Origin of the sequence: Arsenophonus sp. ENCA, assembly GCF_002287155.1 — a bacterium.
Classification (GTDB): Bacteria; Pseudomonadota; Gammaproteobacteria; order Enterobacterales; family Enterobacteriaceae; genus Arsenophonus; species Arsenophonus nilaparvatae.
In genome coordinates this window covers 1-6,092 of the sequence record NZ_NHNG01000737.1, presented here as the reverse complement: position 1 = coordinate 6,092, position 6,092 = coordinate 1, and the positions used below count along the sequence as shown (strand labels likewise).

The window sequence follows — 6,092 nt, the reverse complement described above, 5'->3', positions numbered from 1 at the left end:
CACTGGACTCGAAAAATGCCAATGTCGCAATGCTCGGATACAACGCAATCATATTGCATGTGCTTTTTTAGTCTGGACCCGATTAGCTCAAATTGCTCGAAGTACAGGCAAAACGCTTTATCGTATTAAGCGAGGATTGCTCGATGATTATCTTTGTCAGCAGCTCAAAAAGCCTACAATTATTATGCTATTTGCGTAAGTCCTAAGGTAAATGTAACTATAATTGGGAAAAAATGCCCGAATTATTCATTTGCTTAGTTTAACATCTTTAATTGCCTAGTTGCATAAAGTAAAATACTACCTCAAAATTTCCTTATTAAAGTTATTGGTTTTATTTTTGTGTGCTTAACAGATGTTTAGAAACCATTTAGTTACTTGATTTAGTGAATATGACATTACTTGCACTTGGTATAAACCATAAAACCGCGCCTATAACGTTACGTGAATGGTTAATTTTTGGGCCGGAAAGAATTGAACACGCACTGGATAATTTACTTCAGCAGCCACTTGTTCATAGTGGCGTTGTGCTCTCTACATGTAACCGTACTGAGCTTTATCTATGCGTTGATTCACAAGAATCCCTACAAGATCAATTAATTGATTGGTTATGTAACTATCATCGTTTAAATTTAAATGATGTTAGAACAAGTATTTATTGGCACCAGGATAATGCTGCTGTTAGCCACTTAATGCGTGTTGCCAGTGGATTAGATTCATTAGTCTTAGGTGAGCCGCAAATTTTAGGTCAAGTTAAACAAGCATTTTCTAAATCTCAGCACTATACAAAGTTATCTAGTGAGTTGGAGCGTTTATTTCAACGCTCATTTTCAGTTGCTAAACGTATTCGTACGGAAACCGAAATTGGCGCTAATGCAGTTTCGGTTGCTTTTGTCGCTTGTACGCTGGCTCGCCAGATTTTTGAATCACTGTCTGAATTGCATATTTTACTGGTCGGTGCCGGCGAGACTATCGAACTAGCTGCGCGCCATCTGCGTGAACATCATGCTAAGCATTTGATTATCGCTAACCGAACTCGAGAACGCGCTGCACGTTTTGCTAATCAAGTTGGTGCGGAAGTTATCACTTTAGCTGAAATTGATACCCGTTTAGCCGACGCGGATATTGTGATTAGTTCTACTGCCAGCCCTTTACCGATCATTGGTAAAGGGATGGTTGAAAGGGCAATGAAAGTTCGCCGTAATAAGCCGATGTTGCTGATTGATATTGCTGTTCCGCGAGATATTGAAGCTGATGTTGACAGATTAAATAATATTTATCTCTATAGCGTTGATGATTTGCATGCGATTGTGCAACGCAATGTCGAACAACGGAAAATGGCGGCAGTTCAGGCTGAGCTTATTGTTGAGCAAGAAAGTGCTTATTTTATGGATTGGTTGCGTTCTCAGTCATCAGTCAATACAATTCGTGATTATCGTGGTCAGGCAGAGCAAATTAGGGCTGAAATGGCAGAAAAAGCACTTGCTTCGCTGCGAAATGGTGCAGATAGCGAGCAAGTGATCAATCAATTGACCTATCAGTTAATGAATCGCCTGATCCACACACCAACCAAATCACTCCAGCAAGCAGCGACAGATGGTGATATTCACCGTCTTAATATTTTAAAAGATAGCTTAGGACTGGAGCAAAATTAAACTACCTTTAGTAAGGTCTAACATAACGAATGAAGTCTTCAATAATTGCTAAGTTAGAAGCATTGCAGGAACGCTACGAAGAAATTCAAGCACACATGGTTGATGCTGAAGTGATCGCAGATCAAGAGCGTTTCCGGGCGTTGTCAAAGGAGTATGCGCAGTTAACAGATGTAACCAAATGTTTTCAGTTATGGCGCACTGTTCAGCAAGATATTGAGACGGCTGAAATATTATTGCATGATCCTGAAATGCGCGAGATGGCTCAGGACGAATTAAAAGAAGCGAAAAAGCGTAATGAAGAATTTGAACAACAATTACAGATTTTATTATTACCAAAAGATCCCGATGATGAAAAAAATTGCTTTTTAGAAATTCGGGCCGGTACCGGTGGTGATGAGGCGGCAATATTTGCCGGTGATCTTTTTAGAATGTATAGCCGCTATGCTGAATCTCGTCGCTGGCGGATTGAAGTTATGAATGCTAGTGAAGGAGAACACGGTGGTTACAAAGAAATTATCGCCAAAGTTTCTGGTGATAGTGTATATGGCCGTCTAAAGTTTGAGTCAGGGGGACATCGTGTCCAGCGCGTACCGGAGACTGAATCTCAAGGGCGTATTCATACTTCTGCTTGTACAGTAGCCATTCTGGCTGAAATTCCAGCAACAGAGCTACCGGATATCAACCCTAGTGACTTAAGAATTGATACTTTTCGTTCATCAGGTGCTGGCGGACAGCACGTTAATACCACTGATTCCGCGATCCGTATTACCCATATTCCAACCGGAATTGTGGTCGAGTGTCAGGATGAACGTTCTCAGCATAAAAATAAAGCCAAAGCGCTGTCAGTTTTATCTGCCCGTATTCGTGCATCGGAAGTGAAAAAACGCCGTGAAGCAGAAGCATCTGAGCGCCGTAATTTACTCGGATCAGGTGATCGTTCCGATAGGATCAGAACTTATAATTTTCCCCAAGGCCGCATTACTGATCATCGTATCAATTTAACTCTCTATCGTTTAGATGAAGTGATAGAGGGAAAATTAGATATGTTAATTCAACCGATTATTAACGAATATCAAGCAGATCAACTCTCTGCTTTATCAGAGCAGGATTAATGAATTATCAGCATTGGTTAGCCTATGCGGCTAATAAACTTTGCCATAGTGATAGCGCTAAACGTGATGCTGAAATTTTGTTGCAATATATAACCGGCAAAACACGGACTTTCCTTATTGCATTTGGCGAAACAGAATTAACCGTTAAGCAACAACAACAGCTTGAACATCTATTAGCTCGTCGGGCTAAGGGTGAGCCTATCGCCTATTTAGTAGAAGAAAAAGAGTTTTGGTCGTTATCAATGAAAGTTTCGCCTGTTACGTTAATACCTCGTGCGGATACAGAGTGCTTAGTTGAGCGAGCATTACAATTATTACCAGAAAAGCAAGCCGTAAAAATATTAGATTTGGGGACGGGTACCGGTGCTGTGGCGTTAGCTTTAGCATCAGAGTGTCCGCAAGCGCAGATAGTTGGTATCGATATTAGTGATGTGGCAATTACGCTAGCCCAACTTAATGCAAATAATTTGGTAATTAATAATGTCCAATTTTGCAAAAGTAATTGGTTTACTTCACTACCTATTCAGCAATTTGATATGATTGTCAGTAATCCACCTTATATTGATGAATGTGATCCACATTTACAACAAGGTGATGTGCGTTTTGAACCTAAAACAGCATTAATATCGGCTAATCATGGGTTGGCTGATATTCAATTGATAATTGAACAATCGCGTAACTATTTAGCTAATAAGGGATGGCTTTTACTCGAACACGGGTGGTTGCAGGGAAGGCAAGTAAGGCGGTTATTTTCCTGTCATCATTATCAACAGGTAGTAACTTTTCAGGATTATGGTGGTAATGATCGTATTACAGTAGGTCAATGGAAATATGATGAAAACCATAGCTGATTTTGAATTTAATAAAGCACCACTGAGCGAAGGTATTATACTTGTTTCACGGATTATTCGGCCAGATTTTCCTGTTGAACAAGTCAATGCACAACTTAGGCTTCTGGTTGCCGAAGCAAGACAAACAATACAAGCTGATGATGATATAGAAACGCAAGTATCTATATTACTAAAGTTATTTTATCGAGACTGGCTTTTTAGCGGTGTAACGGGGGTTTATTCGCTTTCTGAGGCCTTTTGGCTGGATAAAGTGCTAATAGCAAGACAGGGGGCACCTGTATCATTGGGGACAATTTTTTTGCATGTTGCCATTCAATTGCAGTTGCCGGTGATGCCGATTATTTTTCTGACTCAGCTTATTCTATGTGTTCGCCGAGAAGATGGTAGTTATTGGTATATTAACCCGATAAATGGTGAAACGCTCACCGAGCAGATGCTTGATTTATGGGTCAAGGGAACAATTAGCCTTTTTGCTCATCTGACGCGAAAAGATATAGAAGAAACTGCGCATAGAATTATCATATGAAAAATGTTTGATACAATAAAAGCAGCGTTGATGGAAGAAAAAAAATGGAACAAGCGCTAAGAGTTTGTGAAACATTATTAATTTTTGATCCGAAAGATCCTTATGAAATACGTGATAGAGGACTTATTTTTGCTCATCTTGAATGTAATCATGTTGCCATTTCTGATTTAAATTATTTTGTTGAGCAATGTCCAGAAGATCCTGTTTCTGAAATGATAAAAATGCAAATCTATTCAATAGAAGGGCAGCAGATTATATTGCATTGATCATTAAAAATCGTCACTAATTTGCTGTCATAGAAAGGGTAAAAGCATGCAATATAAAGTAGTCGCCATTGATGATATCAAAGTGGCAAATAATCTACCATTTGTATTATTTGGTGGTATGAATGTGCTTGAATCGCGCGATCTGGCAATGAAGATTTGCGAACATTATGTCACCGTAACAGACAAGCTTAACATTCCTTATGTTTTTAAGGCTTCCTTCGACAAAGCGAACCGTTCTTCGATTCATTCCTATCGCGGCCCTGGGCTTGAAGAAGGAATGAAAATTTTTCAAGAAATCAAACAAACATTTGGCGTTAAGGTAATTACGGATGTTCATGAGGCAGCCCAAGCGGCACCGGTTGCTGAGATGGTTGACGTTATTCAACTACCGGCTTTTTTAGCCAGGCAAACTGACCTGGTTGAAGCGATGGCCAAAACCGGTGCAGTCATTAATGTTAAAAAACCCCAATTTGTAAGCCCTGGACAAATAGGAAATATTGTTGATAAATTTAAAGAAGCAGGTAATGAAAAAGTTATTCTTTGTGATCGTGGGGTAAACTTTGGTTATGATAATTTGGTTGTCGATATGTTAGGCTTCAATGTCATGATGAATGTATCAAAGGGTTCTCCGGTTATTTTTGACGTTACTCATGCATTGCAATGTCGAGATCCTTTTGGTTCTGCTTCCGGCGGTCGCCGTGCACAGGTTGCTGAGTTGGCGAGAGCGGGTATGGCAGTCGGTTTAGCGGGATTATTTCTGGAAGCACATCCTGATCCGGCTAACGCAAAATGTGATGGGCCATCAGCACTGCCATTGGCAAAATTAGCGCCATTTCTTGAACAAGTTAAAGCTATCGATGATTTGGTGAAAAGCTTTACCCAATTAGATACCGCTAATTAATTGTTATTTTATGCAGTTAAATGATGTTGTTACTATGTTTGGCGCTGATCTTCAGCGCCGCTATGGTGAAAAAATTCATAAGATCAGTTTGCACGGTGGTTTTAATTGCCCTAATCGTGATGGCTCCTTAGGACGTGGCGGCTGTACCTTTTGCAATGTTGCTTCTTTTTCCGATGAGCAGCAACAGCAATTTTCCATCCAGCAACAGATTGCACAAAAAGTAAAAAAAATCCATCGTGCTCAACGTTATCTGGCTTATTTTCAAGCTTATACCAATACTTATGCTGAAGTTTCAATTTTAAAGGCGTTATATCAACAGGCATTAAATCAGGCTAATATTGTTGGACTTTGTGTCGGTACGCGACCAGATTGTGTTTCGCAACCAGTATTGGATTTATTAGTAGAATATCAGCAGCAAGGATATGAAATCTGGTTGGAACTAGGTTTACAAACATCCCATGATAAAACCCTAAAAAAGATCAATCGAGGCCATGATTTTGCCAGTTATCAAAAAATTGCTCAAATTGCCGGCAAAAAGGGATTAAATGTTTGTGTTCACCTAATTGTTGGCCTACCAGGTGAAACAGCTAGCGAAAATCTGCAAACAATATCTCGTGTTATCGATACAGGTGTTGATGGTATTAAATTGCATCCATTACATATTAAGCGTGTTGCTTAATAGTGAAATAAGGGTGTTTCGGTGATTGAAGTAAATTTTACGCTGTTCTGAGATGGAAATTCCAAAGACCTGCGCTAAGGAGTAAGAAGGTATCATCAATAAAGG

At 39.7% G+C, this 6,092-nt stretch carries 4 protein-coding genes and 3 pseudogenes; all 7 read left to right on the top strand.

From position 1 onward, the window contains the following. Positions 1 to 199: pseudogene (locus CBG25_RS19205) on the top strand (IS701 family transposase); the annotation flags it as partial. Positions 200 to 389: 190 nt separating this feature from the next. Beyond that, positions 390 to 1,652 (top strand): glutamyl-tRNA reductase, encoded by a 1,263-nt coding sequence (gene hemA, locus CBG25_RS19200; RefSeq protein ID WP_290608658.1) that lies wholly within the window; start codon positions 390 to 392, stop codon positions 1,650 to 1,652. A gap of 29 nt (positions 1,653 to 1,681) precedes the next feature. Continuing rightward, positions 1,682 to 2,764, top strand: coding sequence for a peptide chain release factor 1 (gene prfA / locus CBG25_RS19195; RefSeq protein ID WP_290608656.1), 1,083 nt, complete (start codon positions 1,682 to 1,684; stop codon positions 2,762 to 2,764). Further along, positions 2,764 to 3,615 carry a peptide chain release factor N(5)-glutamine methyltransferase gene (prmC, locus tag CBG25_RS19190; RefSeq protein WP_290608653.1) on the top strand — a complete coding sequence of 284 codons (852 nt, stop codon included), beginning with the start codon at positions 2,764 to 2,766 and terminating at the stop codon, positions 3,613 to 3,615. Before prfA ends, prmC begins: the two co-directional genes overlap by 1 nt. After that, a pseudogene (gene sirB1 / locus CBG25_RS19185) lies at positions 3,599 to 4,407 on the top strand (invasion regulator SirB1). The gene prmC and the pseudogene sirB1 overlap by 17 nt, the downstream one beginning before the upstream one ends. 46 nt (positions 4,408 to 4,453) lie before the next feature. After that, positions 4,454 to 5,308, top strand: coding sequence for a 3-deoxy-8-phosphooctulonate synthase (kdsA, locus tag CBG25_RS19180; RefSeq protein WP_290608651.1), 855 nt, complete (start codon positions 4,454 to 4,456; stop codon positions 5,306 to 5,308). Between the two features lie 10 nt (positions 5,309 to 5,318). Continuing rightward, positions 5,319 to 5,972, top strand: a pseudogene (locus tag CBG25_RS19175) (TIGR01212 family radical SAM protein); the annotation flags it as partial. Positions 5,973 to 6,092 lie beyond the last annotated feature (120 nt).